The 21,902-nt window shown below is 59.7% G+C and carries 22 protein-coding genes and 1 tRNA gene; 8 read left to right on the top strand and 15 right to left on the bottom strand.

The features are described from left to right. Window positions 1–10 precede the first annotated feature (10 nt). Entirely contained in the window at window positions 11–784 is a 774-nt protein-coding gene (locus ACLK1G_RS16330) for an ABC transporter ATP-binding protein (protein ID WP_420766351.1), read from the bottom strand. A 378-nt stretch (window positions 785–1,162) separates the two neighbouring features. On the opposite strand from ACLK1G_RS16330, the gene ACLK1G_RS16325 reads away from it, so the two are divergent. Then, window positions 1,163–1,600, top strand: coding sequence for a carboxypeptidase regulatory-like domain-containing protein (locus ACLK1G_RS16325; RefSeq protein WP_420766350.1), 438 nt, complete (start codon window positions 1,163–1,165; stop codon window positions 1,598–1,600). An 8-nt stretch (window positions 1,601–1,608) separates the two neighbouring features. Here ACLK1G_RS16325 and ACLK1G_RS16320 read toward each other — a convergent pair whose 3' ends face one another. The 10 genes from ACLK1G_RS16320 to panM all read right to left on the bottom strand — a co-directional run bounded on the left by ACLK1G_RS16320 (window position 1,609) and on the right by panM (window position 10,327). Continuing rightward, a complete protein-coding gene (locus ACLK1G_RS16320) occupies window positions 1,609–2,055 on the bottom strand; it encodes a hypothetical protein (RefSeq protein WP_420766349.1) in 447 nt (148 codons plus the stop codon). 40 nt (window positions 2,056–2,095) lie between these two features. Next, window positions 2,096–4,330, bottom strand: coding sequence for an ATP-binding protein (locus ACLK1G_RS16315; protein WP_420766348.1), 2,235 nt, complete (start codon window positions 4,328–4,330; stop codon window positions 2,096–2,098). Continuing rightward, window positions 4,327–4,935 (bottom strand): biliverdin-producing heme oxygenase, encoded by a 609-nt coding sequence (locus tag ACLK1G_RS16310; protein WP_420766347.1) that lies wholly within the window; start codon window positions 4,933–4,935, stop codon window positions 4,327–4,329. Before ACLK1G_RS16310 ends, ACLK1G_RS16315 begins: the two co-directional genes overlap by 4 nt. A 212-nt stretch (window positions 4,936–5,147) precedes the next feature. Further along, entirely contained in the window at window positions 5,148–5,555 is a 408-nt protein-coding gene (locus ACLK1G_RS16305; protein ID WP_420766346.1) for a hypothetical protein, read from the bottom strand. A gap of 61 nt (window positions 5,556–5,616) precedes the next feature. Further along, window positions 5,617–5,946, bottom strand: a complete 330-nt coding sequence (locus tag ACLK1G_RS16300) for a DHCW motif cupin fold protein (protein ID WP_420766345.1) — start codon at window positions 5,944–5,946, stop codon at window positions 5,617–5,619. Between the two features lie 117 nt (window positions 5,947–6,063). Further along, window positions 6,064–6,139, bottom strand: a tRNA-Phe gene (locus ACLK1G_RS16295). 102 nt (window positions 6,140–6,241) lie between these two features. Beyond that, window positions 6,242–6,514, bottom strand: a complete 273-nt coding sequence (locus tag ACLK1G_RS16290; RefSeq protein WP_039592693.1) for an oxidative damage protection protein — start codon at window positions 6,512–6,514, stop codon at window positions 6,242–6,244. Next, on the bottom strand, window positions 6,511–7,578 hold the full coding sequence (mutY, locus tag ACLK1G_RS16285; RefSeq protein ID WP_420766344.1) for an A/G-specific adenine glycosylase: 1,068 nt from the start codon (window positions 7,576–7,578) through the stop codon (window positions 6,511–6,513). Before mutY ends, ACLK1G_RS16290 begins: the two co-directional genes overlap by 4 nt. Continuing rightward, on the bottom strand, window positions 7,575–9,800 hold the full coding sequence (locus tag ACLK1G_RS16280) for an AsmA family protein (protein ID WP_420766343.1): 2,226 nt from the start codon (window positions 9,798–9,800) through the stop codon (window positions 7,575–7,577). Before ACLK1G_RS16280 ends, mutY begins: the two co-directional genes overlap by 4 nt. A gap of 128 nt (window positions 9,801–9,928) precedes the next feature. Further along, window positions 9,929–10,327 (bottom strand): aspartate 1-decarboxylase autocleavage activator PanM, encoded by a 399-nt coding sequence (panM, locus tag ACLK1G_RS16275; protein ID WP_420766342.1) that lies wholly within the window; start codon window positions 10,325–10,327, stop codon window positions 9,929–9,931. 260 nt (window positions 10,328–10,587) lie between these two features. On the opposite strand from panM, the gene ACLK1G_RS16270 reads away from it, so the two are divergent. The 6 genes from ACLK1G_RS16270 to hisF all read left to right on the top strand — a co-directional run bounded on the left by ACLK1G_RS16270 (window position 10,588) and on the right by hisF (window position 15,574). Continuing rightward, window positions 10,588–12,249 (top strand): OFA family MFS transporter, encoded by a 1,662-nt coding sequence (locus tag ACLK1G_RS16270; RefSeq protein WP_420766341.1) that lies wholly within the window; start codon window positions 10,588–10,590, stop codon window positions 12,247–12,249. Window positions 12,250–12,528: 279 nt separating this feature from the next. Beyond that, window positions 12,529–13,122, top strand: a complete 594-nt coding sequence (gene hisB / locus ACLK1G_RS16265) for an imidazoleglycerol-phosphate dehydratase HisB (protein WP_024778052.1) — start codon at window positions 12,529–12,531, stop codon at window positions 13,120–13,122. After that, entirely contained in the window at window positions 13,122–13,760 is a 639-nt protein-coding gene (gene hisH / locus ACLK1G_RS16260) for an imidazole glycerol phosphate synthase subunit HisH (protein ID WP_092173371.1), read from the top strand. Before hisB ends, hisH begins: the two co-directional genes overlap by 1 nt. After that, complete coding sequence (locus ACLK1G_RS16255) at window positions 13,760–14,014, top strand: DUF2164 domain-containing protein (RefSeq protein ID WP_030141479.1); 255 nt, start codon at window positions 13,760–13,762, stop codon at window positions 14,012–14,014. The genes hisH and ACLK1G_RS16255 overlap by 1 nt, the downstream gene beginning before the upstream one ends. A 42-nt stretch (window positions 14,015–14,056) precedes the next feature. Further along, window positions 14,057–14,794: a 1-(5-phosphoribosyl)-5-[(5-phosphoribosylamino)methylideneamino]imidazole-4-carboxamide isomerase gene (gene hisA, locus ACLK1G_RS16250; RefSeq protein WP_420766340.1), complete on the top strand. Its 738-nt coding sequence runs from the start codon at window positions 14,057–14,059 to the stop codon at window positions 14,792–14,794. A 9-nt stretch (window positions 14,795–14,803) separates the two neighbouring features. Further along, window positions 14,804–15,574: an imidazole glycerol phosphate synthase subunit HisF gene (gene hisF / locus ACLK1G_RS16245; protein WP_420766339.1), complete on the top strand. Its 771-nt coding sequence runs from the start codon at window positions 14,804–14,806 to the stop codon at window positions 15,572–15,574. Between the two features lie 30 nt (window positions 15,575–15,604). On the opposite strand, the gene ACLK1G_RS16240 is transcribed toward hisF, so the two are convergent. Next, window positions 15,605–17,104 carry a S1 family serine peptidase gene (locus ACLK1G_RS16240; protein WP_420766338.1) on the bottom strand — a complete coding sequence of 500 codons (1,500 nt, stop codon included), beginning with the start codon at window positions 17,102–17,104 and terminating at the stop codon, window positions 15,605–15,607. A gap of 212 nt (window positions 17,105–17,316) precedes the next feature. On the opposite strand from ACLK1G_RS16240, the gene ACLK1G_RS16235 reads away from it, so the two are divergent. Beyond that, a complete protein-coding gene (locus ACLK1G_RS16235; RefSeq protein WP_420766337.1) occupies window positions 17,317–18,072 on the top strand; it encodes a substrate-binding periplasmic protein in 756 nt (251 codons plus the stop codon). A gap of 140 nt (window positions 18,073–18,212) precedes the next feature. On the opposite strand, the gene ACLK1G_RS16230 is transcribed toward ACLK1G_RS16235, so the two are convergent. From ACLK1G_RS16230 to ACLK1G_RS16220, 3 genes are read right to left on the bottom strand one after another with little or no spacing between them, the layout of a single operon-like run. Then, window positions 18,213–18,992 (bottom strand): divergent polysaccharide deacetylase family protein, encoded by a 780-nt coding sequence (locus ACLK1G_RS16230; protein WP_420766336.1) that lies wholly within the window; start codon window positions 18,990–18,992, stop codon window positions 18,213–18,215. Window position 18,993: 1 nt separating this feature from the next. Continuing rightward, window positions 18,994–20,310 (bottom strand): S41 family peptidase, encoded by a 1,317-nt coding sequence (locus tag ACLK1G_RS16225; protein WP_420766335.1) that lies wholly within the window; start codon window positions 20,308–20,310, stop codon window positions 18,994–18,996. Window positions 20,311–20,342: 32 nt separating this feature from the next. Next, a complete protein-coding gene (locus tag ACLK1G_RS16220) occupies window positions 20,343–21,635 on the bottom strand; it encodes a murein hydrolase activator EnvC family protein (protein WP_420766334.1) in 1,293 nt (430 codons plus the stop codon). Window positions 21,636–21,902 lie beyond the last annotated feature (267 nt).

The following is a 21,902-nucleotide window of genomic DNA, read 5'->3' as shown; positions in this document are numbered from 1 at the left end:
TATTGCTCCGTTAGCGGTTGCTGGACATGAATTGTTTGCAGCGCGCCGAAAGCGGGTTCTCGAAGACCTGCTGTGGCGACCCTTGCTCCTCGACCAGCCCTTGGTGAAGGAACACGACTTCGCTCGATACCTGGCGGGCGAAGCCCATCTCGTGGGTTACGAGCAGCATGGTACGACCTTCTTCGGCGAGGGCGCGGATCACGCTTAGTACTTCCTGGACCATTTCCGGGTCAAGGGCGGAAGTCGGCTCGTCGAACAGAATGACTTTAGGTTGCATCGCCAATGTGCGGGCGATGGCGGCACGTTGTTGCTGGCCGCCGGACAGTTCGGCAGGGTAGGCGTGGCGCTTGTCGGCAATGCCGACCTTGGCCAGCAAGGCTTCGGCCACTTCCACGGCTTCGGCCTTGCTCTGGCCCAGCACGCGGCGCGGGGCTTCGATGATGTTGTCGAGCACGCTCATGTGCGGCCAGAGATTAAAGTTTTGAAATACAAAACCAATCTCGCTGCGCATGCGATTGATCTGTTTGCCATCGGCGGCAATCAGCTCACCGTTTTTGGCAGCCTTGAGCTTGAGCTCCTCACCTGCGACCAGAATCTGACCCTGGTTGGGATTTTCCAGCAGATTGATGCAACGCAAAAACGTGGACTTGCCGGAGCCGGAGGAACCCAGGATCGAGATCACGTCACCGTCGCGAGCGGTCAGCGAGACGCCTTTGAGCACCTCCAGCTTTGCGTAGCGTTTGTGCAAGTTGCGGATTTCAAGCGCGGGCGTGGCCTGGGCCATGTGCGATCCTCATGATTTGTGCTCCCTTGCTATTGGCAGCCTTCCTGGCGAGGCGGCCAAGCTAGCATGCGTCCGAATGACAGCCAACAGCGCTTCGGACGGTAGACCGATGATGAGTGACAGGTTGTCGCATCGGCGCAGCAGACTGTCGCGCCATCAACAACCGAACGGCTGTTTGAACCCTGTTCATCGGCGATTTGCCCGGGGAGTCGCGTAAAAAAAGGCGCGATGGTGCCAGCTTTGGGCGGGGGTGGGAAGGGTTAACCGGATGAGCGTTGTCTATTCCGTTTGGCATTCGGCTCAACTTCCAATCGATCTGAACATGGGTGTTCATAAAACGATCAAACGAGGTGGTGTTCCTTATCAGGAGTTGTGGTCATGAAGTTGCTATATTGCCCCATCGTTCTGGGTGCGCTGCTTTTTCCCATCATGCTCAACGCCACCAACCTCGCGCCCATCGACAACGCAGGCGTCCAGGTCCAGCCCATGCAACAGAACGGTATCAGCTACCTGTCCGGCGGTATCGGCGAGGACGAAGCCCGGGCCATCGAACAGGCCCAGGGCTACAACCTGCACATGACTTTTGCGATCGGCCCGGAGGGCAAATACGTCCCGGATGTGAAGGTGACCGTGCAGAGTTCATCGGGACAGACATTGCTGACGCTCAGCGACGCAGGCCCGTTGGTGTACGTACAACTGCCGCCGGGCAGTTACAGCGTGATAGCGACGCGTAACGGCGAGGAGCGTCGCGACACCGCCAAAGTGGGCAGCGGAGCCGCGCGCAAGCTAGTGTTCCATTGGAACAGCAGCGAGTAGCCGAGAGCTTACTCGCTGGCGGGCTCTTCCATGGATTGGCGATAACGGTCCAGCGCCTCGCTGAAATCCTTGATGAATTCCGGCGTGCTGAGCCAGCGCTGGGCGGCCTCGCGGTCCATGTCGTCGGCCCACATGCGGTAGTCCACCAGCATATCGGCGGCCAGGTTGGTGGCGGCCATGCCCTCGTTTTCCGCGTTCTTGAGGTCCAGCAGGCCCGGACGCTCGATGATCATTTCGCTAACGTCGGCAAGCAGCGTGTCGAGCATCTGGCTGCGGCTGACGGCCTCGGCTTCACGCAACTTGGCGAATAGCTCCAGCACATAGACCGGCGGCTGGGCAGTGGCGTGAGCCGGATCGCCGTACATCGGGATGGATTTGCGCCCGGTCATACGGATTTGCTTGGCTTTGTCTTTGGCGCGCTTGGCGCGTTTCTGCTGTTTGTTCAGTGAGGCCATTGGGCTTCGGTTTCCAATTCGTTAGGGGGCGGTGGCCGGCTCAATCGATTTTCGGCACGGTGAAGCGGAATTCGCTGCCTTTGCCTGGCTGGCTTTCGGCCTGCAGTTTACCGCCATGAGCCTGGACAATCCCCTTGGAAATATAAAGGCCGAGGCCGGTGCCGTTCGGGTTGCCGTCCTTGGTGGTCCAGTAACGGTCGAAAACATGAGGCAGTTGTTCTGGCGCGATGCCCTCACCAGTGTCGCGGACACTGAATACGATCTCATCGCCCACCGACATTGCGCTGACACCTACGCTACCTTTCCGCGGCGTGAATTTGATGGCATTGCCAATCAGATTGGACAGCACCTGGAACAATCGCTCCGGGTCCGCGTTGATCCTGAGGTTGGGTTCGGCGTGGAAAGAAATATCGATGGCCTTGGCAGAGGCCAGCGGCGTCAGTAATGAACACGCGTCTTCGAATATCTGGCTCACGTCCATCGGCTTGGGGTGGATGGTGTAGCGGCCGGCGTCGATGCGCGAGGTGTCGAGAAGGTCCTCCAGGAGCGAATTCATACGGCTGGCGGCCTGCTGCATGGTATCGATGGCCGAAGAAATTCGCTTCGAGCTGTGAGAGCCATCGGAGCTGAAAGCCTTTTGCATCATGCCGCACAGCATGGAAATGACTGTCATCGGGTTGCGCAAATCATGGGACACGACTGCAACCAACTCATCCCGGGCCTGCACCGCCTGGCGCTCCTTGCGAACTTGCCGTGCCAAGTCGTTTTCCAGGGCCGAGCGCCGCAGGTCGTTGGCGGCGAATACATCGCCATGGCTCCATTTGGTACTGATGCCCCCCATTTCGACTTTCCAGATTTCGAACGACGTCCTCGGGCGTAAGCGTAGTCCGGTCGCGCTTTGCTCCAGGTCGAGGGGTTTTTGAGGGTCACCGCTCCAATTGATGGTTTGCTTGACCTCGGGGCGGAACCACAGCACGCCGTTTTCCACTGGCTTGGGCAGGTGAATCGCCAGCACACCGCTCGCAACCTCCGGATAAGCCTTGGCCGGCGCGAAAATTTCGCCCAGGTTATGGTGAGCAAAAACCGGTTGGTCGGTTTCCATTATCCATTTGTGCAATTCACGAATCTGCTCCGGTTCCGGGCACTGTCCGTGGCGATGCAGCTTGTTGTCCTCGATGATCGCAACGCCATTGGCCCCGGTGAGTTCCATCAGACGCTGTGGGTCGTGGGACAGACTGTCAAAGACGTTTTCGCTGGATTCGGCCATGAGAGTGGCAAGCGCCCCGAGGTCTTCGAGCTTGGCGTCCCGTTGCCCTGCCAGTTCAAGAGCCTCCATCGCACTGATCTGCAGTGAGAGGATCTGGCCGATCGTCTGACAGGCCATGCGCATTTGGTGGGGAACATGCAGCGGCTGGCGGTTGCCGCAGCTGATCAATCCCCATAATTGCTCGCCTTTCATCAGCGAGATGCTCATGGATGACAACACGCCCATGTTCTTCATGTATTGACGGTGAATCGGCGAGACGCTGCGCAGCGTGGAAAAGCTCAAGTCCAGTGGCGCCTGCGTGTCGGGGCGCAGCTCGGGCATCAGCGGTACCGGCGTGTAGTCGGCGTTGGGGATGATGCGCAACCAGTTGGTGCGATACAGCTCGCGAGCCTGTTCCGGAATGTCCGATGCTGGGAAAAACAAGCCCTTGTAGAGCTCCATCGAAGGCGCGCTGGCCTCGGCAATGACTTGCCCGTGGCCTCCTTCCTCGAAACGATAAATCAGGACGCGGTCGTATCCGGTCATGGCCTGGATCTCCCGCACGCTGATTTCGTACAAAGCCTGGAGCGTTTTCGCGCTTTGCAGACGCTGCAGCATGCGGCCCAGGTTGGCCTCGCCATTGACGCCCTCGGGGCGGTAGTCGGTCAGGTGCTGTTCCAGTTCGACAATCAAGGCGCCCTGATGGCGGTGGATCAGGGCGTCGAAGCGCTGCTGGTTCACTACGATGTCGAGCGGAACGTTGTCTCTTTCAATTTCGGTGCGGAAAGCTTCCAGAAGGGTTGCGGCCTGTTCCTGCCCAAACAGTGCATCCAGGGGCAGACCGAGAAGCTCTTGAGGATCATACCCTGTCAGTTGTTGCGCGTTTGCGCTGACCTGGCGGATCACGAAATCAGGCTCGGACAGCATCAGCAATACGCCGTGAGGCTGGATGGCCCCGGGGAAGCGGATCGGTTCGTCTGCGCAATTGGCCAGCAATTCTTCGAAGGCTTCTTGGTTTTCCGGTTTCATAACAGAACCTCCTGACTGGCCAGCCAGCGTTCAAAACAGATGAATGTCGCCTTGGCAGCGCGTGTGGCTTCGAGCATCTGGTCGGCGCCAAGGTTCCGGTCACCTAGATACTGAAGAAAATCCTTCCAGCGCCGGCCGGTAAGTTCTCCATAAACGTCGAGGAAAGCGGCACCGCTGGATGAGTCGAGACCTAACTGTTCGGCCACCCTGCGTCGCAGGATCTGTCCGCCCAATGTTGCGCCTTCCAGCACATAGGAAACGCCGAGGGCGGCGGCCGGAGAATCAATCTGCGGCAGGAGTTGGCAGACGGGCAGCGAGTCAATCGCCATTTCGTCCAGACCCAGCGCCATGAGATCCGCTCGTAGCACCGGCAGCTTGATGCGTAGGGATTGGTCCAGCCCCGTCGGCGTCAGCGCGAGAATATGGAGGCGACGTTCCAGTGGCTCATAAAAACCGTGGTATGCCGCTATCAAGCGCCGGTACAGGCCTAGATCCAGTTGCTCCGAGAAAAACGGCAAGCGTTTCTCCAGGGCAATGTGCAGTTCAGCGGTTTCAGTCCGCAATGCCTGGATCAGGGAGGACGGAGGGGCGGACGGTGCAGGCATGCAGAATGAAGCTCTTTGAGTGGAGCGTTGCAGGAAAAAACGCATCAATCTTACACAGGTTTATTGGGTGGGCGATCGTCAATAGCCCGCTTTATTGTTCGGGCAGCATGCCGGTCTGTCGCTCCTGGTATTGGCCGGCGAAGAGGTGTTCATTACCTCCACGGCGGGTGTCCAGCCGTTGGGCGTAATCCACGATAGGCTACGCCGTAAAATCAGGCTTGGCCTTGGCTCAGTGCTTGGGATGCGGCCACATAGTCGGCTTGGAATTGCTTGCTTTCCACCCAATCCAGCGCGGTCTGCTCATCGACACCCGTGGTCAGGCGACGGTACTCGATCAATGCAGTGATGATGAAGTCGGTGGCCTCTTCTTCGCCTTCCTGTTCCAACACGAGCGCCAGCAGCGGATGTGCCAGGAATGCTTCGCACATGGCTTTCTGGCTGACCTTTTCGGCGGCGCTCATGAGTCGGAACAGATCCGACAAGTCCACGGTTTCCAAGTCGATGCGCTCATCGTTCGGGTCAAGGAAATCGTTTGGCGCAGCAGCACGCTGAATGCGGTTGTTCTTGGCTTTCGCCTTCGCGCGCTGGCTGCGTTTGTGCTGTTTGTTCGCCGATGACATGGTCGGATTCCTGATGGATAAGACGATCTATCCTACAGCTTCGACGCGGACGCTTCGAATCTCAATCGACTATGAAGAGCGTGGCCCCTGATGAAGTCGAAGACCGATGGGGCTCGGCCTGGTCCGCCACCTGGTAGCTCATGCCTGGCTTGAGCAGAAATTGCCGGCCGTCTTCGAGCTCGGTATCGAGCTCGCCCTTTAGGCAAAACAGGATATGGCCCTTGGTGCACCAATGGTCGGCCAGGTAACCGGCGGTGTATTCCACCATCCGTACCCGAATGCTCCCGAACTGCCGCGTTCGCCAATAAGCGGTTCCGGTAATGCCCTTATGCTCGGTGGGCTCGATGGTGGACCAATCGGTGGTGCCGAAGGGGATGCCAGTGATGTCCATTTCGACTCGCTTGCTGGAGGGGAGCGGACGAATGTAGCTGAGTCGATAGGGCGGCGGAAGAAAAATCCAGGCAATAAAAAAACCCCGATCAATTTCTTGATCGGGGTTTTCGGTATTTGGTGCCCAGAGACGGAATCGAACCGCCGACACGGGGATTTTCAATCCCCTGCTCTACCGACTGAGCTATCTGGGCAACGGGGCGCATTAAACGGGTTTTTCAGGGGGGCGTCAAGCGAGTTATCAAAAAATATTTAATTATTACCGTCGCTTACGATTCGCCCCCGCTCTGGAAGGCTTATTCGGACGGCGGCACGTAGCCTTCGGCCTTGGCGTATTCTTCGCCGGAAAAGAACTTCTCCATCTCGCCTTGAAGGTATTTGCGATCTTCGGCGTTCATCATGTTCAGGCGTTTTTCGTTGATCAGCAGGGTCTGGTGTTTCTGCCAATCGCCCCAGGCCTTGGCCGAGACGTTGTCGTAGATGTCCTGGCCTTTGGCGCCCGGGAACGGCGCGCGTTCCAGGCCTTCCAGTTCTTCTTTGTACTTGCGGCACATGATGGTGCGGGTCATTGCAACTCTCCTGCATTCAATACGGCGGCCGCGCGTTCGAGCAAGGTTTTGACCGGGGCGGCAAGGCCCAGGCGCGGCGGGGTGGCGAGGTTATACCAGAGCCAGTCGGCCTCGGCCACGTGGTGGCCGGTTTCCCGGACCCGGACCAGCCAGGGTTCGATTGCCAACTGGAAGTGGCTGAAAGTGTGTATCAGGTCTGGCATTGCCTGTTGCGGGCCCAGCTCCAGGGAATGTTGCAAGGCCAGGTGCTGCAGATCATCCAGGCCATCGAGTTCCGGCAGACTCCACAAGCCGCCCCATAAGCCGGTGGATGGGCGACGGTAAAGCAAGATGGCGCCCTCGCGATTGGCCAGCATGGGCATCAAGGTGCGCTTCTTGGGCACTTCCTTGCGTGGCTTGGGAATCGGGTAGCGGGTTTCCAGGCCCAGCATGTGCGCCTCGCAACCTTTTTTGAGCGGACACAACAGGCAACTGGGCTTGCTGCGGGTACACAGCGTGGCGCCCAGGTCCATCATCGCCTGGGTGTAAGCGTTGACGCGGTCTTGCGGCGTGAAGCGCTCGGCGGTGGCCCATAGCTGTTTCGCAACCTTGGGTTCGCCCGGGTAGCCTTCCTGGGCGGTGAAACGCGCCAGCACCCGCTTGACGTTGCCATCGAGGATCGGCGCCCGTAGGTCCATGCTGATGCTGGCGATGGCGCCAGCGGTGGACAGGCCGATCCCCGGCAGTTCGGTGAGTTTTTCCACATCCCGGGGGAATTCCCCGGCGTATTGCTCCACGACGATTTTCGCTGTTTTCTGCAGGTTGCGTGCACGGGTGTAGTAGCCCAATCCGGTCCACAGATGCAGCACTTCATCCTCCGGCGCGTCGGCGAGAGCCTGGACCGTTGGCAGGGCGGCCATGAACCGGTCGAAGTAATTGAGCACGGTGCTGACCTGGGTCTGCTGCAGCATGATTTCCGAGACCCACACCCGATAAGGCGTGATGCCCTGTTGCCAGGGCAGGTCGTGGCGTCCATGGCGGTCGAACCAATCCAGTACCGCGGCGGAAAACTGCTCGGATGTCATCGCTTGAACAGCCCCTTGAGCGCGTCTTTGAGCTCAGGGCTGACTTTGTCGCCCAGCTTCTCGTCAATCTTGTCGCCGAGGCGGTCTCCGGCCAGTTTCGCCGCGACCTTGCCCAGCCCATCGTTGTCCAGGCGGCAGGCTTTGGCACCCAACTCCAGCGGGCCGCGGCAGCGCAACGGCCACTCGACGTCGACGTAGCGTTCGTTGACCTGGCAGGCAGGGTCGGGCATGTCGCTCTTGTCGCCTTCGACGATCACGCCGACGCGGTAGTCCATGCCCAGCACGCGCAGGTCGATGTCGCCGTTGCCGTTGACGGTCATGCCGGGAATGCGGACTTTCAGGTCTGGGTTGTGGGCAACGCCGTTGGTAAAAGTGAGGTTGCCGTTGAGCTGCTGGAACGGCGTGTCCTTGCCGCGAGGTTCGCCAGTGAGTGACTTGCGGTTCAGCGTGGCGATGCCTTTGCACAGTTGCTGTTCAAGATTGGCATTGAGCAATACGCCATCATTGATGACGAAACCGGCCGTGCCATTAAGGCTATCGATCAGGGCTTTTTGGCTGTTGCCGTTGGCGGTGATCGCGCTGTTGAGCGTGACCAGACCCTTGACCGGCGGATTCTTGCCTTGGCTTTCGATGATTTTCTCGGCAGGCACCCGGTTGATGCGGGTTTGCAGGCTCAACTGTGGCGTAGGCTGCCGTACGTCCAGGGTGCCCTTGGTTTCAAAGTTGCCGCTGTACAGGTCGCCGCGCAGGTTCTCCAGAGTCAACAGGCCACCCAGGCCGGTCGCCTTGAGCGCGGCGTTCTGGATCGGCAGTTTGTCGAGGGTCAGTTGGCCGAAGGTCAGGTCGGCATCGATGTCCAGCTTGCTCAGGCGCTCCACCGGAAACAGCCGATCATTGCTCCAGGCGCCTTGGGTTGGAGCGCTTGGCAGGGGTGTGCTGCCGGCGCCGGCCATGGCACTGGCCTCGGTGTTGCTGACTTCGGCCTCGCGGGCTGCCTTGGAGCTGTCGGCTTCGGCGGACTTTGGCGGCAGGTAGCGGTCGATGTTGAACGTATCGGCCTTGAGCTGCACGCGCAGGGCCTGTTTGGCAAAGTCTTCCACAGCGATACGGCCGCTGAAACTGCTGTCGTCGACCTTCAAGTTGATGTCGTTGAGCTCGACACTGTTCGGCGTGCCGGCAATGCGGCTCGCCAGTTCGACCTTGCTCAGGCTGCCCTCCGCCATGGCTGGCAGTTTTTGGCCAACGCTGTCGACAAACTTTGCCAAGTCGAATTGGGCAATCGAAATGCCGCCATTCAGTTGTGGCGTCTTGTCGAGGTCGTTGACCTTCAACTCGCCCAGTGCACGCAGTTGGTTGAGGGAAAGCTTGATCCCGGTCCACTCGGCGACGTTTGCCGCTTTATCCAGGGAAAGTTGCCCTTGGGCCGCGAAACTCACGGTCTTGCCTTGCAAGGGATCGCCGGTGGCTTCGCCGGACAGCTTCAGGTCTTCGAACCGATAGCGCTGCAAAGCGCGCTCGAAGCGCAGTTCGCCAGTGACCTCGGTGCGCACGCGGACGGCCGGCTGGTTGCTGGACAGGAACGCCGTGAGGGTAACCGGGATGTTGGTAGCGTCATGGATCGGGCCGGTGCTCAACTGGATGCTTTCGGCACTGAACTGCTTGCCGGTCTGCTCGTCGGTGTATTCCACTCGGGCGTTGTTCACGGTCAGGCTGTCGATGTCCAACCGTGTTGGCTGGGCCGGCTTTTCTGCCGGTGCGCTGGCCGGCGGGGTGGATTGTTCGACGGGCGTTGGTGCTTCCTGGGTGGATGCGGAGGTGGGCGCCTTGCCGATATCTTCCCAGTTGCCGTGGCCGCTCTTGTCACGGTTCAGGCGCAGGTTCAGGCCTTCGACCCGGACATCGCTCATCTGCACTTCGCGGCGCAGCAGCGGCATCACCCGGACAGACAGCCCGAGCATCTGCAGGTCGGCGAAAGGTTGGGTTGGGTTGGCCAGGGTGGCGACACTGGCTTCGTGCAGTTCCAGACCCAGCCATGGGAACAGGCTCCAACCGATGTCCCCATTGAGTGTCAGCTCGATGTGGGCTTTGTCGCGGGCTATCTGGCGGATCTCTTCTTTATAGTCGTTGGGATCGAAGAGGTGGGTCAGGGCAAAGCCCAGGGCCACAATGATCAGCAACAGCCCGAGAAGTACCAGACCCAGGATTTTGCCGAACGCTTTCATGGGCGAATCCTTATAGGTTGAGTTCAAATTTTGCCAGGGAGTATAACGTCCCGGGTCGGTGGAGCGTTGAGGGATCGATTTTTCGAGCTGCCGTTACCCGGCCAGGCGCGGTCCCCGTGGCGAGGGAGCTATTCGACATCCAGAGGTAATTTCAATTTCGCCGCCAAGGCCTGGGCTTCCAGATGCCCGGCAGGCGCCTGAAGTCGCAGCTCGGCGTTGCCTTGCTCAGCCATCCTCCGGGCTTCGCTCACCAGCCGTTCCGCCACGCCCCGGCGGCGAGTGACGTTTCGCACGCATAAGTGGGACAAGCGCCAGACGTTCTGGTGCCGTTGCAGTCGTGCTGCACCGAGCAGGCGATCGTTGAAGCGTGCCGCGATCAACGAGCCTTCCTCGAGACATTTCTCTATGAGTCGCGCGGCGTCGCTGAACGGCTCGAACAGCCAGACCGGCGCGTCCCGATAGATTTTCTGCAGATCCTGCTCGTCCTGACGAGTGGCTTCATTCAGGTGCTCGACAACGATGGGCATGGAAATTCCTGAAAAATAAACGAATTGCCCCCTACAGAAAGTCAGCAGAGGCGCGATAAGACGAGTGAGAGAAAAAAGGTGATAGCACTTTGGTTTTTCTGTCACGAGCAAATGTTAACCTTTGTCGGTTCGTCCGTCCTTCTGCGACGTGATGTCGCACTAAAATGGAGCTTCACCACAGAATACAGTCATGCCTGCGTGCAAGAAGGCTGAGGGTGAGGTGTGGCTGGCGAACCATTCCAATAACTGGGGGATACACAATGAGCACGAGCATCACGGCGGACGGCATCGCCGACCAGCCTGCGTTCCTCTCCAAGGAACGTATCATCGCCAAGCCCGGATTCAACCGGTGGCTGGTTCCACCGGCCGCGCTGGCCATCCACCTCTGCATCGGCATGGCCTATGGCTTCTCGGTGTTCTGGTTGCCACTGTCCAAGGCCTTGGGTATCACCAAGCCTGTCGCCTGTGCGCCGGATATGAGCTTCATCTCGCAAATCTTTTCGTCCCAATGTGACTGGCCGATCTCCATGCTCGGCTGGATCTACACCCTGTTCTTCATCTTCCTGGGCTGCTCGGCAGCCATTTGGGGCGGCTGGCTGGAACACGCCGGGCCACGCAAGGCCGGCGTTGTTTCGGCATTGTGCTGGTGCGGTGGCCTGCTGATTTCCGCGCTGGGTATCTATACCCACCAGATCTGGCTGATGTGGGTCGGTTCCGGTGTGATCGGCGGCATTGGCCTGGGCCTGGGCTATATCTCGCCAGTCTCGACGCTGATCAAATGGTTCCCGGACAAGCGCGGCATGGCGACCGGCATGGCGATCATGGGCTTTGGTGGCGGTGCGATGGTCGGTGCTCCACTGGCTGCGGCGCTGATGAGCCATTTCGCTACGCCGACCGAGGTGGGTGTCTGGCAGAGCTTCCTGGTGATGGCCGCGATCTACTTCGTGTTCATGATCGGTGGCGCCTTGTCGTACCGCGTTCCGCCAACCGGTTGGAAGCCTGAAGGCTGGACCCCGGCACCGAAGAAAGCCGCGAACGCGATGATCACTCATCGTCACGTTCACGTGAATGTTGCCTGGAAAACCCCGCAGTTCCGCCTGGTATGGCTGGTGCTGTGCCTGAACGTATCCGCCGGTATCGGCATCCTGGGCATGGCTTCGCCACTGCTGCAGGAAGTGTTTGGCGGCAAACTGCTGGGCAACGATTTGCCTTTCGGTCAGCTGGACGCCGTGCAACTGGGCCAGATCGCTGCCATTGCGGCCGGTTTCACCGGTCTGTTGAGCCTGTTCAACATCGGTGGCCGGTTCTTCTGGGCGTCCTTCTCGGACTACCTGGGCCGTAAAAACACCTATTTCGTGTTCTTCGCATTGGGTGTTGCCCTGTACGCGTTGATCCCGAACCTGGGTCACTTGGGCAGTATCGCGCTGTTCGTGGCGGCGTTCTGCATCATCCTGTCGATGTACGGCGGCGGTTTCGCAACCGTGCCGGCCTACCTGGCGGACCTGTTCGGTACGCAGATGGTTGGCGCGATCCACGGTCGTCTGCTGACGGCGTGGGCGGCGGCAGGCGTGCTGGGCCCGGTGCTGGTGAACTACTTGCGTGAATATCAGCTGAGCATCGGCGTCGAGCGTGCCGCGGCCTATGACATCACCTTGTACATCCTGGCCGGCCTGCTGGTGCTGGGTTTCCTGTGTAACCTGATGGTCCGTCCGGTCGCCGACAAGTACTTCATGACCGACGCCGAACTGGCCGCTGAACAGGCGCTGGGCCATGACAAGGGCGCCGACAGCACCACTTCGCTGGAATGGAAAGCCGCGCCGGGCACCAAGCCTTTGGCAATCGCCGCCTGGCTGGTGGTGGGCATTCCGTTGGCGTGGGGTGTGTGGGTGACCCTGCAGAAGACGGCGGTGTTGTTCCGTTAAGACCGTTGCCCTGATCATCAGGTCAGGGCAGCCCTTGTGGGAGCGAGCTTGCTCGCGATAGCGGTGGGTCAGCGGACAGTGATGTCGGCTGACACGCCTCATCGCGAGCAAGCTCGCTCCCACAGTTGTTTATGGGCATGGCTTAGACTTGTATGCACATGTCTATCGCCGACAGCCCGGGTTTCAACCCGTCAGTGATGTCACCTCTTTTGTTTCTGTTTGCCGCTCGCGCCCCTATAATGGCTGCCTTTTTCGCCCAATGATTTTGCGGAGCTGGTGATGGCCGAACGTAAGGCGTCTGTCGAGCGCGACACTCTGGAAACCCAGATCAAAGCCTCGATCAACCTGGATGGCACCGGAAAGGCCCGGTTTGATATCGGCGTGCCTTTTCTTGAGCACATGCTGGACCAGATCGCCCGTCACGGGCTGATCGACCTGGACATCGTCAGCAAGGGCGACTTGCATATCGACGACCACCACACGGTGGAAGACGTCGGTATCACCTTGGGCCAGGCCTTCACCCAGGCCATCGGCGACAAAAAAGGCATCCGTCGCTACGGCCATGCCTACGTGCCGCTCGATGAAGCGCTGTCGCGCGTGGTCATCGACTTCTCCGGCCGCCCTGGCCTGCAAATGCATGTGCCGTACACCCGTGCCACCGTCGGCGGCTTCGACGTTGACCTGTTCCAGGAATTCTTCCAGGGCTTCGTCAACCACGCCAACGTGACCCTGCACATCGACAACCTGCGCGGGCACAACACCCATCACCAGATCGAAACCGTGTTCAAGGCCTTTGGCCGCGCGCTGCGCATGGCGGTGGAGCTCGATGACCGCATGGCCGGCCAGATGCCTTCCACCAAGGGCGTGCTGTAATGCAGACGGTCGCGGTTATCGATTACGGCATGGGCAACCTGCACTCGGTGGCCAAGGCCCTCGAGCACGTGGGCGCCGGCAAGGTGCTGATCACCAGCGATGCCGATGTGATTCGCGAAGCCGACCGGGTGGTGTTCCCCGGTGTCGGCGCGATTCGTGATTGCATGGCCGAGATTCGTCGCCTGGGCTTCGACAAGCTGGTGCACGAAGTCAGCCAGGATCGGCCCTTCCTCGGCATCTGCGTGGGCATGCAGGCTTTGCTCGATCGCAGCGAAGAGAACGATGGCGTCGATTGCATTTCGCTGTTCCCCGGCCAGGTAAAGTTTTTCGGCAAGGGCCTGCATGAGGATGGCGAACATCTGAAAGTCCCGCACATGGGCTGGAACGAAGTGAAGCAGGCGGTCGATCATCCCCTGTGGCACAACATCCCTGACTTGGCGCGCTTCTACTTCGTGCATAGCTACTACATCGCCGCCGGCAACGCGCGGCAGGTGGTGGGCAGCGGTCACTATGGCGTCGATTTCGCCGCGGCCCTGGCCGATGGTTCGCGCTTCGCCGTGCAGTTCCATCCGGAGAAGAGCCATACCCATGGCCTGCAGCTGTTGCAGAACTTCGCCGCATGGGACGGACGCTGGTAATGGCACGCAAGAAACCGCCGATCCTCACCCTCACGCCTGAGCAGGAAAGTGAAGCGAACCGCAAGATCCAGCGGTTCATGGAGGAACGTTTCGAGCTGGACCTTGGTTCGTTCGAAGCGGCGGAAATTCTTGACCTGTTTACCCGCGAAATTGCTCCGCACTATTACAACAGGGCGATTTTCGATGTGCAGGCGCACCTTAAAGAAAGGTTCGAAAGCATTGAAAGCGACTTGTGGGCGCTCGAGAAAAACTGATTCCCGAGCCAAGCTGAATACTCGTATTTAAGGGTTTGCCAGATGCTGATTATCCCCGCTATCGATCTCAAGGACGGCGCTTGCGTACGTCTGCGCCAGGGCCGCATGGAAGACTCCACGGTGTTTTCCGATGACCCGGTGAGCATGGCCGCCAAGTGGGTGGAGGGCGGCTGCCGTCGCCTGCATCTGGTTGACCTGAACGGTGCTTTCGAAGGCCAGCCGGTCAATGGCGAAGTGGTCACGGCCATCGCCAAGCGCTATCCGAACCTGCCGATCCAGATCGGTGGCGGCATCCGCTCGCTGGAAACCATCGAGCACTACGTCAAGGCTGGCGTGAGCTACGTGATCATCGGCACCAAGGCCGTGAAAGACCCGGCTTTCGTCGCTGAAGCCTGTCGCGCGTTCCCTGGCAAAATCATCGTTGGCCTGGATGCCAAAGACGGTTTCGTCGCCACCGATGGCTGGGCTGAAATCAGCTCCGTGCAGGTCATCGATCTGGCCAAGCAGTTTGAAGCCGACGGCGTGTCCTCGATCGTTTATACCGACATCGCCAAAGACGGCATGATGCAGGGCTGCAACGTACCGTTCACCGCTGCGCTGGCCGCTGCCACCAAGATCCCGGTGATCGCTTCCGGTGGCATCCATAATCTGGGTGACATCAAGTCGCTGCTCGACGCCAAGGCGCCGGGCATCATCGGCGCAATCACCGGGCGTGCGATTTATGAGGGCACCCTCGACGTCGCGCAAGCGCAAGCTTTCTGCGATTCCTACAAAGGCTGAGGACTGACCATGGCGCTGGCCAAACGCATCATCCCTTGCCTGGACGTGGACAACGGCCGGGTGGTCAAGGGCGTCAAATTCGAGAACATCCGTGACGCCGGCGACCCGGTGGAAATTGCTCGCCGCTACGACGAGCAGGGTGCCGATGAGATTACCTTCCTCGACATCACGGCCAGTGTCGATGGCCGCGATACCACACTGCATACCGTCGAGCGCATGGCCAGCCAGGTGTTCATCCCGCTGACCGTGGGCGGCGGCGTGCGCTCCGTTCAGGACATCCGCAACCTGCTCAATGCCGGGGCGGACAAGGTGTCGATCAATACCGCCGCGGTGTTCAACCCCGAATTTGTCGGTGAAGCAGCGCAGCACTTCGGCTCGCAGTGCATTGTCGTGGCCATCGATGCGAAGAAGGTTTCCGCCCCCGGCGAAACCCCGCGCTGGGAAATCTTCACCCATGGTGGGCGCAAACCCACGGGTCTGGACGCTGTTGAATGGGCAAAGAAAATGGAAGCCCTGGGCGCCGGTGAGATCCTGCTGACCAGCATGGACCAGGACGGCATGAAAAACGGCTTCGACCTGGGCGTCACCCGCGCCATCAGCGATGCGCTGGGCATTCCAGTCATCGCTTCCGGCGGTGTCGGCAACCTGCAGCACTTGGCTGACGGCATTCTCGAAGGTCACGCCAGTGCGGTATTGGCGGCGAGTATCTTCCACTTCGGCGAGTACACCGTGCCGGAGGCCAAAGCTTATATGGCGCAGCGCGGTATCTGCATTCGATAGGTTTCTTCATCGAAAACAGCCCGGTGCCTGTCAGAGTGTCGGGCTGGTCTCCTGCCGGCTTGTGGCAGGACTTAACAAGTCTTCCCTGGGCTTGGATTCCTGATTCATTTTGTCGTAAGCGATGCTGCAGAATTTCTGCGGCAGTTCTTCGTTTTCGAACAAATAACCTCTCGGGTCATAGGGTTCGTACTCTTGCGCTTCAGTGCAGTCTGTCGTTTCCGGCGGGCCGAACTTGATGGCGTAGGTATGGTATTGATCCTCGGATTGTTCCAGTGCGACTCCGATGCCCGCGTAGATCGACAGATTTGGCTGGGCTGTCGGAGCGCCGTCCAGGATTTCTACCGGCAGCGAAAGGGTAGTGAGTGGCTCTGCCGGTCCCGAGGAGTCAACACCAATAATGCATAGGAAATAGACGCCTGGCTGAGTGCCGATATCAGTGTCTATAAACGCGTCGACCGAGCTGATTGGATCGCTATAGCTTTGGCCGTTTTCGCAGTGCTTTGCGGTACGAACTGTCTTGTGGCGATAAAAGGCAGTGCTGATCTTGAAGCGGTAGTTCCAAGTCGGGATTGCGATGGTCCCGTCAGGCTGTTTTACAAGACGCTGATACCGCGCCGGGCTGTTTTTTTCCAGGTCAACGGAAAATGACGGGTAAAGCGCGCAAGATGCCGTCACGTCCTTGACCAGATGGCCTTGCACGAAGCACCCGTTGAGAAAAGCCGTCGAAGTTCCATAGTGGTTGTCGGGGACTGGTTTATAGCCACTGTTGGTGCGCATACAAGGCACATGCCATTCGCATGGGGTGAAGCCCTCAGGTGTGGCACTGGTGTTCAGCACACCGACAATCTCGTTGGTGTAACGATCAAGGATGGGGCTTCCTTCACTGCCTCCCGCCAGATCCGAGCATTGATTCATTATGTTGTTTCGCCAGACAAACTGACCTTTGATGACCTCGTCGGCAGATTGCAATGTGCACGCGGCCATGCGCAGTGTGTTCTTTGGAAAACCCAACGAGGCTCCTACCGTCAACACATCGGTTCCATCAGTCGGCTGTCCCTGGGCCAATTTCAATGGTTTTATACCGGCCCTGATGAGTTCCTGAAGGCTGACGTTCAGCTCGATGATAGAAAGATTGGTGCCATGCATACTCCGCCATGCCACTTTTTTTACCGGGAAGATCTGGAATAACAGGGTGTCAGCGAAGTAACTGAAATAGATGTGGCCGCTTATGGGGGTGTCCGTCATGTTGCTTTCGTCGATTTGCCTCGTACAGAAACCCGTGGTGACCACATAGGCGGGCGTTGGTCCGGCCACAGTGGAATCCTGAGTATCGAGCAGTGTGGCGGTGCAATAACTGTCGGTATACAGCCGACCGATGCCTCGCCAATGGTCATATTTGCCATCCGCATTTTCCAAGACCCTGGACGCTGCGAAGTTTTGCAGGCCATCGCCATAGTCCTTGCTGTGAGCAATACCTTGCATAGCCGACACGCACAGCACGGCCATTAACGGAAATAAGATCGATCTCATAACACGCTGCCTCTGATTAAATGAATAGAAACCGGTCAGGCCGGTGTTTCAATTAACCAGAGCGCGCCTGTTGGCTGGCGGTAACTAATTACCTCACCCTTGAAGGCTGGAACCTCTAGCCTGAAAGGTTGAGCCGGCGGCAAGTAACGACCGTAGACATGATTGCGGCCCTGAGGCACTCTTGGCTCGCCATGGATCTTCGGTAGTCAGACATGTTCAGACGTTTGGTTTTCTTTCTTGCCGGCACCGTGCTGTTGTTCATCAATGGGGCGCAGGCTCAAGAACATCGCGATGTCGGCGTGGTATTGCTGACGGAAAATTTCCCGCCATACAACATGGCCAAGAACGGCAAGAACTTCGCCCAGGACGAAAACATCCATGGCATCGCCGTGGACATCGTGCGCGAGATCTTCAAGCGCGCCGACATTACTTACAGCCTGACATTGCGCTTTCCTTGGGAACGAATCTACAAGCTCGCCCTGGAGAAACCCGGCTACGGGGTGTTCGTCACGGCGCGGTTGCCGGAGCGCGAGAAACTCTTCAAATGGGTCGGCCCTATCGGCCCGGACGACTGGGTCATGCTAGCCAAGGCAGACAGCAAAATTGCCCTAGACTCGCTTGAGCAGGCGCGTGAATACAAGATTGGCGCCTACAAGGGCGACGCTATTGCCGAGACATTGGCCAAGCAAGGACTCAAGCCTGTCGTCGTGTTGCGCGATCAGGACAACGCCAGGAAGCTGATCAGTGGCCAGATAGATCTGTGGGCCACCGGAGACCCGGCCGGGCGTTACCTGGCGCGGCAGGAAGGAGTGAGCGATCTCAAGACCGTGCTGCGATTCAACAGTGCCGAGCTGTACCTGGCGTTGAACAAGGACGTGCCGGACGATGTGGTTGCCCGACTCCAAGCGGCCCTGGACGAACTGCGCAAGGACGGTACGGTGGACGCGATCATGGCGCGGTATCTCTAAGCACTTCACCCGCCGCGCGGCCGCCATCGCGAGCAGGCTCGCCCCCACAATGGTTCTGCATCGGGCACAAGATTTGTGTTCACCGCAGATCCCCTGTGGGAGCGAACTTGCTCGCGATGGCGGCGACGCGGTTACCGTCGCTACCGATAAACCCCATCTTTCCCATGCCCGGCCATTGCTCGGTTGCTGCGCAGGCTGATCATCGATTCGATGTCGATCCATTCGATGCCCTGAGCCTTGAGATTGGGTAGTTCGCGTTCGAGTACCGCCAGGGTCTGTGGGTAGGGGTGGCCGATCATCACGGCCGAGCCCTGCCGGCGGGCCAGGTCGATGGCGGTCTGGAGCTGATGGGCGATGGCTGCTTCGGTGCGCTCGTCATCCAGGAACACATCCCGCGACACGCTGGCGAGGCCGATTTTCTGGGCCTCGGCGCCGGCGACCGTCTGGGCGCTGGTGCGGCTGTCGACGAAAAACTTGTGCCGCTGTTGCAGGTTCGCCATCAACCACGCCATGGCCCTGGGTTGGGCGGTCATGCGGCTACCCATGTGGTTGTTGACGCCGCTGGTATAGGGCACGGCGGCAAACGCGGCGTCCAGGCGCTTGCCCAGTTCTTCGACACCCAGTTCCGGATGCCAGGCGAACGGCCCGTTGGCCGGGTCCATGGGCATGTGGAGCATGACCAGTTTGCCGGCGCGATGGGCTTCGCGGGCAAGTTCGGCGGCATGGGGTGTGTCGGGCATGATCGCAGCGGTGACGGGCCCAGGGAGGGCCAGTACCCGGAGATCCCGAGGCAGGTTTTGCCCCAGGTCGTCGATGATCAGGCTCAGGTACGCCTTATGCGGCGAAGAAGGTGTAGCGGGCGCCGCGTTAACGGCTCCCGCCAGCAGGCACAGCAGGACGAAGGTAAACCGCCGGAACATCTCAGCGGCCGGAAGTGATGTTCAACCCCTTGAGCAAGCTCAAGGCCTGGGCCAACTGATAGTCGTCGTCCTGCGGCATTGGCTTGGCCTTGGCACCGGAACCGGTCGGCTTGTCGGCGCCGCCGTTGCCATTGCCCAAGTGACCTTGCAGGTCGGCTTCCTTGAAGTACTCGCTGTCCGCCTCGCTGGTGATCTTGGCCTTGCGCACTTCGATGTCCGGAACGATGCCCTGGGCCTGGATGGAGCGGCCGTTGGGGGTGAAGTACAGCGCGGTGGTGATCTTCAAGGCTCGATCGTTGTTCAGCGGCAACACGGTCTGCACCGAGCCCTTGCCAAAACTGGTGGTGCCCATGACCACGCCGCGTTTCTGGTCCTGCAGGGCGCCGGCGACGATTTCCGAGGCCGAGGCACTGCCGCCGTTGATCAGCACCACCAATGGCACGGCTTCGCTCAGGTCGTTGCCAGTGGCCGAGAAGCGCAGCTCGGAATTGGCAATGCGCCCCTTGGTGTAGACGATCAGGCCCTTGGTGATGAAGTGATCCACCACCTCGACGGCCGATTGCAGGACGCCGCCGGGGTTGTTGCGCAGGTCCAGAACCAGCCCGTTGAGCTTCTTGCCGTTGTCCTTGCGCAACTTGGCCAGGGCCTTGGCGACTTCTTCGCCGGTCTTGACCTGGAACTGCGTGATGCGGATGTAGCCGTAGCCCGACTCCAACAACTGGCTCTTCACGCTCCTGACCTGGATGACCGCTCGCGTGAGGGTCACGTCGAATGGCGTGCCGCCGTCGCGCACCAGCGTCAGGGTGATTTTCTGGCCGATCTTGCCGCGCATCTTGTCTACGGCTTCGGTCATGCTCTGGCCGCGGGTCGGCTGGCCGTTGATCTTGACGATGAAGTCACCGGCCTGGATGCCGGCCTTGGAAGCGGGCGTATCGTCGATTGGCGAGACGACTTTGACGAAGCCGTCTTCGCTGCCGACCTCGATACCCAGGCCGCCGAACTCGCCACTGGTGCTTTCCTGCAACTCGGCAAAATCCTCCGGCCCCAGGTAGGCCGAGTGCGGGTCAAGGTTGCTGAGCATGCCTTTGATGGCGTTTTCCAGCAGCTGTTTGTCATCCACGGGCTCGACGTAGGCAGCCTTGATCCGGTCCATGACCTCGGCGAAGGTGCGCAGTTCGTCCAGCGGCAGCGGAGCCTTGGTGGTCGCGGCGGTGGCGGCGGGTGCCGACGGGGCCGGTTCGGCGGCGAAGGCCAGGGGCGCGCCGATCACGAGGGCGATCGTCAGGGCCAGCGAGGTGAGGCGGGACAAATGCAGCATGTCGAACGAACTCCTTAATAGGATGGGCGCGCTTATCCTTGCGCACGACACCATTGGGCCGGGTCGCTGGGGCGACCCTGCTGACGAATAGCGAAATACAGCGCTGGCGTATCCTGCCCGCCACTGTTGCCGACCGTGGAGATGGACTCGCCGGCCTTGACCACATCGCCCGCCGCCTTGAGCAGCGTCTGGTTGTGGCCGTACAGGCTCAAGTAACCGTTGCCGTGGTCGAGAATCACCAACAGGCCGGCGCCGCGCAGCCAATCGGCAAACACCACGCGCCCGCCATGCACGGCGTGCACCTGGCTACCGGCGGAGGCGCTGATCATCACGCCGTCCCACTTGGTGCGGGTATCGTCGCCGCGGGTTTCACCGAAGCGCGCAAGCAATCGACCATTGACCGGCCATGGAAGTTTTCCCCGGGCCGAACCAAAAGCACCGCCGAAGGTTTCTCCACCGCTGGAAACCAGCGTGCCGGGGCTCGATTTTGCAGGTTTGCGCGGCGCGTCGCCGGCGTCCGCGTCGGCCTGGGCTTCACGTAAACGCTTTTTTTCGGCCTCCTGCTGGGCGATCAGCGCTTTCTGGCGCGCTTCTTCAGCCTCTCGGGCCTGGCGGGCAAGTGTTTCCTCGATCGTCTTCAAGACGTTGGCCAGTTCGGCCTGGTCTTGCTCGCGGGCCTTGAGCTTGCTGTCGCGGGCTTTCACATCGTCATTGAGTTTGGCCAGGGCCACCTGGCGCTCCTTGCGGACTTTCTCGAGTTCTTCGCGCTGGGTGTCGAGACTGCTTTTCTGGACCAGCAACTGGGCTTGCTGCAACTCGATGTCTTTTTCGACATTGGCCAGTTGGCGCAGGGTTTCGTTGAAATTCTTGAGCTGTTCCAGGCGTGCCTGGCTCAGGTAGTCGTAATAAGTGAGGGTGCGGGCGAATTTCTCGGGGTTCTGCTGGTTGAGGAGCAGCTTGAGGTATTCCTGGCGACCGTTCTGGTAGGCCGCTCGGGCCTGGATCGCGATCAGCTTTTGCTGTTCAGTGCGCGCGCTCTGGAGTTTTTTTTTCTCTCCATCGAGCCGTTGCAGCTCGGATTCGCTTTTCTTCAGCTCTTTCTGCAGGGCCTCGACCTGCTTCTCCAGCTTGCCCATCTCGGTCTCGGTGCCGCGCAAGTCTTTCTGCACACTGGATTTTTCTTCCTGCAGCTTGCCCAGCAGTTTCTTCAGCTCGGCGATGTCCTGGCGCGTGGCTTCCAACTGCTGTTGGGTTTGCGCGCGCTCGTCGGCGAAGGCCGGTTGGAGCAGGCAGGTCAGGGCAAGGGCTATCAGGACGCGGAGCATAGAGGCGGGTGGCACCAGGGAAAGGGACGGCCTAGTATGCCCGCCCCACGCTGCAAAAAAAACGCCCATTTAGGGCTGTGTGATAACTGGCCGAAAAAACACCAAACCCCAATGTGGGAGCGAGCTTGCTGTGGCGAGGGAGCTTGCTCCCGCTGGGCTGCGAAGCAGCCCCTCGACAGTAGATCAGGCCAGAAGCCTTTGCGATGGCTGCGCCATCGAGCGGGAGCAAGCTCCCTCGCCACACAAGCTGTGCTCAAACCTGCGACG

The sequence above is a fragment of the Pseudomonas algeriensis genome (assembly GCF_048847255.1).
Classification (GTDB): Bacteria; Pseudomonadota; Gammaproteobacteria; order Pseudomonadales; family Pseudomonadaceae; genus Aquipseudomonas.
This window is presented reverse-complemented; position numbering and strand designations above follow the sequence as displayed.

Excerpts from the sequence above, each read along its gene's own strand:
- hisH (WP_092173371.1), top strand. The coding sequence starts at position 13,122 with ATGCAGACGGTCGCGGTTATCGATTACGGCATGGGCAACCTGCACTCG.
- ACLK1G_RS16330 (WP_420766351.1), bottom strand. The coding sequence starts at position 784 with ATGGCCCAGGCCACGCCCGCGCTTGAAATCCGCAACTTGCACAAACGC.
- hisB (WP_024778052.1), top strand. The coding sequence starts at position 12,529 with ATGGCCGAACGTAAGGCGTCTGTCGAGCGCGACACTCTGGAAACCCAG.
- hisF (WP_420766339.1), top strand. The coding sequence starts at position 14,804 with ATGGCGCTGGCCAAACGCATCATCCCTTGCCTGGACGTGGACAACGGC.
- ACLK1G_RS16315 (WP_420766348.1), bottom strand. The coding sequence starts at position 4,330 with ATGAAACCGGAAAACCAAGAAGCCTTCGAAGAATTGCTGGCCAATTGC.
- ACLK1G_RS16310 (WP_420766347.1), bottom strand. The coding sequence starts at position 4,935 with ATGCCTGCACCGTCCGCCCCTCCGTCCTCCCTGATCCAGGCATTGCGG.
- ACLK1G_RS16300 (WP_420766345.1), bottom strand. The coding sequence starts at position 5,946 with ATGGACATCACTGGCATCCCCTTCGGCACCACCGATTGGTCCACCATC.
- ACLK1G_RS16290 (WP_039592693.1), bottom strand. The coding sequence starts at position 6,514 with ATGACCCGCACCATCATGTGCCGCAAGTACAAAGAAGAACTGGAAGGC.
- ACLK1G_RS16235 (WP_420766337.1), top strand. The coding sequence starts at position 17,317 with ATGTTCAGACGTTTGGTTTTCTTTCTTGCCGGCACCGTGCTGTTGTTC.
- ACLK1G_RS16305 (WP_420766346.1), bottom strand. The coding sequence starts at position 5,555 with ATGTCATCGGCGAACAAACAGCACAAACGCAGCCAGCGCGCGAAGGCG.
- hisA (WP_420766340.1), top strand. The coding sequence starts at position 14,057 with ATGCTGATTATCCCCGCTATCGATCTCAAGGACGGCGCTTGCGTACGT.
- panM (WP_420766342.1), bottom strand. The coding sequence starts at position 10,327 with ATGCCCATCGTTGTCGAGCACCTGAATGAAGCCACTCGTCAGGACGAG.
- ACLK1G_RS16325 (WP_420766350.1), top strand. The coding sequence starts at position 1,163 with ATGAAGTTGCTATATTGCCCCATCGTTCTGGGTGCGCTGCTTTTTCCC.
- ACLK1G_RS16225 (WP_420766335.1), bottom strand. The coding sequence starts at position 20,310 with ATGCTGCATTTGTCCCGCCTCACCTCGCTGGCCCTGACGATCGCCCTC.
- ACLK1G_RS16270 (WP_420766341.1), top strand. The coding sequence starts at position 10,588 with ATGAGCACGAGCATCACGGCGGACGGCATCGCCGACCAGCCTGCGTTC.
- ACLK1G_RS16280 (WP_420766343.1), bottom strand. The coding sequence starts at position 9,800 with ATGAAAGCGTTCGGCAAAATCCTGGGTCTGGTACTTCTCGGGCTGTTG.
- mutY (WP_420766344.1), bottom strand. The coding sequence starts at position 7,578 with ATGACATCCGAGCAGTTTTCCGCCGCGGTACTGGATTGGTTCGACCGC.
- ACLK1G_RS16240 (WP_420766338.1), bottom strand. The coding sequence starts at position 17,104 with ATGAGATCGATCTTATTTCCGTTAATGGCCGTGCTGTGCGTGTCGGCT.
- ACLK1G_RS16230 (WP_420766336.1), bottom strand. The coding sequence starts at position 18,992 with ATGTTCCGGCGGTTTACCTTCGTCCTGCTGTGCCTGCTGGCGGGAGCC.
- ACLK1G_RS16255 (WP_030141479.1), top strand. The coding sequence starts at position 13,760 with ATGGCACGCAAGAAACCGCCGATCCTCACCCTCACGCCTGAGCAGGAA.
- ACLK1G_RS16320 (WP_420766349.1), bottom strand. The coding sequence starts at position 2,055 with ATGGCCTCACTGAACAAACAGCAGAAACGCGCCAAGCGCGCCAAAGAC.
- ACLK1G_RS16220 (WP_420766334.1), bottom strand. The coding sequence starts at position 21,635 with ATGCTCCGCGTCCTGATAGCCCTTGCCCTGACCTGCCTGCTCCAACCG.